Genomic DNA, 3,693 nt, shown 5'->3' with positions numbered 1-3,693 from the left:
GTAGGTAAAATACAGGGATTTTTCGGCTAAAATTTTGAAAAAATTAAGCCAGCATTCAATTTTAAAATATCACTAAAAAATGAATAAAAAAATTCTAATTCGGTTTGACCAAAGAAAAAGATACCCATATGATAATTACGTTACAGCAAAATCTGTAATCGGGCGTGGAAACCTGAAAATTACTACAGAAGCATTAAAACCGCTTTAGCGGTTTTTTGTGCTTATTATGCTTAGTTTGCCATTATGGTAGGCCAGGCAGGGCAGTCTATGACTGGCCGTCTTCTGTAGTGCGGTATTTCCACCCCTGTTTGGTCTACCTCCATCTCGTGGAAAAGATGGTTGTAGATAGTGAACTCTAAACTACAGGTACTAAACATGAAGATTTTATTATCTAATCCCCCCATTTCTCTTAGGTCTCTTTTGTTAGCGCTGACTGGATATTGACGGTCATTTAATTCACAGCTTTAACCAAATCGAACTATATACATTTTCAAATTTCGTACTTGAGCGAAAGTAGGAAAGTGTTGCCTGGAGAAAATAAGAAATGGGTTCTACACGACTATTGACCAATATTATTCAGCGTAAAGTCATGTTGCCAGAAGAAATGTCACCTTCAATGCAGCGTGACAATTTTGAAGTGGCACTGACTGATTTTGAAAAGCATCCAATCATCAAATGTTTATTTAAGGCGGATAACCAGCGTTCTACGGAATGTTGGAGCGTGCAAGAAATTGCAAACTTTATTGAGGATTGCACAGAAGATCAAAACATCAATTTATGCATTTTGTATTGGAAAGATATACACAGCAATATTTACATTATTGATGGAGCACATCGTCTTTCCTGTATCTATGCGTGGATCAATAGATATTTTGCGGATGAGCAAGTCCCTCAAGCACCTAATTTCAATGATCAACAAAAACAAGATATTCGTTACCTCCGCAATTATTTAGGAGATCTTGCTGATTTTCAAAAAATTTGTACTGATGCCGAATTTGCAGAAAAAAAATCGAAATTAGGCGATATTAAAATCAGTTTCCGGCAGGTACTGGGGACCCCGGAAGATGCGCGACGGGTATTTCAATCGATTAACTCAGATACTAAACGTTTAGATAAATATGAGGAATATCACCTCAGAAATCGCGGTAGTGACGCGTATTATGCGATCTATGCCTGTTGTTATATCAATGACAATAAATCTAACCTAGAAGAGCTCCAATATACACGTTTAAATGAGTTGATTGAGTTAGGGGAGAGGATCCACCAGCTACTTTTTTCGACCATTTTATTAGACAATGAAATGAGTCATGGCAAAAAAATTGGCTTGGTCAATGAGCTGATGAATATCATTGCGGGTGATCAGATTCATAATATTATGAGTCTGAATCAGGGGGAGCGCGTTGAAAACCTAATGTCGCATCTGTTGACCATTCTTTGCAGGATAGCGACGCCTGTAAAAAATGCTGGGGTTCCGAGTTTGGGCTTACATCCATACTTATATTTTTATAAGGATCAGCGTTTTCAGATTACTTCTTTTCTTGCATGGTTTTCAATTGTGTATGAAATTCATGAAAGCCGCATGCAGATTCATCATCGAAAGATTAGTTTCAAGGACTTCACCCGGATACGCCGTAGTATTGAGTTCTTGATCGCCAATTTCCCCGTGGCGACCACCGAAACGGTCGGCAAGTTCGGCAGTGGTATCAAGGGCTATGATCGGCTACAAATTGTCTATAAAGCCTTTATTTGCTTAAGCTTGGAAATGGAAGTTGATTTTGATGATGAGGAATGCCTGAATACCTTTATTCTGTCCATGTCTAAGGCCTTCAAGTACATAAACTTTAACGAGTTTTATGTCGAAAGATTTTTGGGTGGTTATGATGATGCAGTAGTCAAGAATGTGGTGGGATATGTGGAGTCGATTAGTCCAATTTCTCGATCAAAGCCAAAGGCCTTTTCGGCATTAACCAAGAGTCTGCTTAAGCACAATTTTGTGGTGGGTAATCATAACTTTTGCCTCATTTGTGATGGATTGATCTATCTTGATTCTACTGAATCGGATCATAGGATTGCCAAAGCCGTAGGTGGGCAAGGCGTTCTAGAGAATGGTCTGTTGGTTCATCCCATCTGTAATAGAATGAAATCAGATCTGAGTCTGGAAGAGATTAGAGCGGATTTGTTTGGTGAATTACTGTATTAATCAACAGAGCGATGAGCTCATTTTTGCAGATGTATCAATGATTAATCACATGATTTAACTTTTGATACATTCAGCCAATGTGGTTATTTTTAATTCAGTCCAGAATCACAACCAGAAACTAGCTGTAGTTTCTGAATGACCGTCAAGGTCCTTAGTTTCGCCCATAGATTCCCTCTGTGGGCTTTTTTTTGATCAAAAATTGTATAGATGCTCTAAAATAAACCTTTTAGCATTTCATAAGCAATTAGGATTAAGGCTGAGACCATCAGCACAACAAAAATGAGTTCCACTCTAGTTAACATATTAATTCCTTTTACTTTTCACTTAATTTATATAGCAGTTAAGTCGCAGCATCAATGACATAACATGACATGGAAAATAATTAAAAAGACAGAATTTGGATTTTTATCAGATCTACTGTTTGCATGCTTCAACAGTAGCTTTGAATGTTTCACTTAAACTTTAAACTTTTTTTAAAATTGAATATTTTTACATCTAGGTTCTAAACTTTGATAGAATTAATTAAAAATTTAGATTTCAAGTGTAAACAATGAGAAGCGCTAATATTCGACGTGATGGCTACTTAAAATTTCTGAATACATGGCAAGACCGTGATGTCATTAAAGTGCTTTCGGGTGTACGTCGCTCTGGAAAATCCACCTTGTTAGCGATGTTTCAACAAGACCTAAAAGCACAGGGTGTACAAGCCGAAAACATCATTGCTATCAATTTCGAATTTATGGAATTTGAAGAACTCACAGATTACCGTAAACTACATGATTATGTACTGTCTAAAGTTGATAAAAGCAAAAAAAACTATGTTTTTTTAGATGAAATACAACATGTTACTAATTTTGAAAAAGTAGTCGACTCTTTATATGTTCGAGATTATATCGATTTATATATTACAGGTTCAAACGCATTCTTTCTGAGTGGAGAACTTGCGACTTTACTCACAGGACGCTATATCGAGCAACATGTTTTACCCCTTTCATTCCAAGAGTTTAAACAGTGGCATATTGAAAATAATCCGATCATCCAACAATTATCCAATCGTGATTTGTATGCCATGTACACGCACAGTAGTTTCCCCTATACGCTTGCCATGACCAGCCAGCAGGAAACCTATGATTACTTGCAAGCGGTCTATGCCAGTGTAATGTTTAAAGATGTTATTCCCCGTTTGAATACGGCCGATATTAACTCTCTCGAGCGTGTCGCAAGATATTTGGCAAGCGTGACAGGCTCACCCATTTCCATCAATAAAATTAAAAATACCTTTGTTTCAAGTGGGGTTAAAATCTCATTTGAAACAGTAAAACGCTATATTCAGGGCTTACAGGACAGTTTGCTATTTTATAGCGCCGCACAATTTAAAGTACGCGGGCGTGAGTTATTACAATCCTCTGAAAAATACTATTTAGTTGATGTCGGATTGCGCCGGATTATGTTGCCTGATGCTAATGCTGATCAAGGTCATATCTTAGAAAATG

General features: G+C 37.2%; 2 protein-coding genes. Both read left to right on the top strand.

The annotated features are described in order from the left end of the window. Positions 1–544 precede the first annotated feature (544 nt). Entirely contained in the window at positions 545–2,200 is a 1,656-nt protein-coding gene (locus ACNPNW_RS13140) for an HNH endonuclease signature motif containing protein (protein ID WP_005021598.1), read from the top strand. 550 nt (positions 2,201–2,750) lie between these two features. Continuing rightward, a partial coding sequence (locus ACNPNW_RS13135; protein ID WP_448767036.1) for an ATP-binding protein occupies positions 2,751–3,693 on the top strand: 943 nt, incomplete at its 3' end.

Source organism: Acinetobacter endophylla, from assembly GCF_053543775.1.
The sequence above is the reverse complement of the archived record's forward strand: the minus strand, read 5'-3'. Positions and strand labels throughout refer to the sequence as shown.

What these genes read in the sequence shown, in the direction of transcription:
- ACNPNW_RS13140 (WP_005021598.1), top strand. Translation starts at nt 545, where the DNA reads ATGGGTTCTACACGACTATTGACCAATATTATTCAGCGTAAAGTCATG.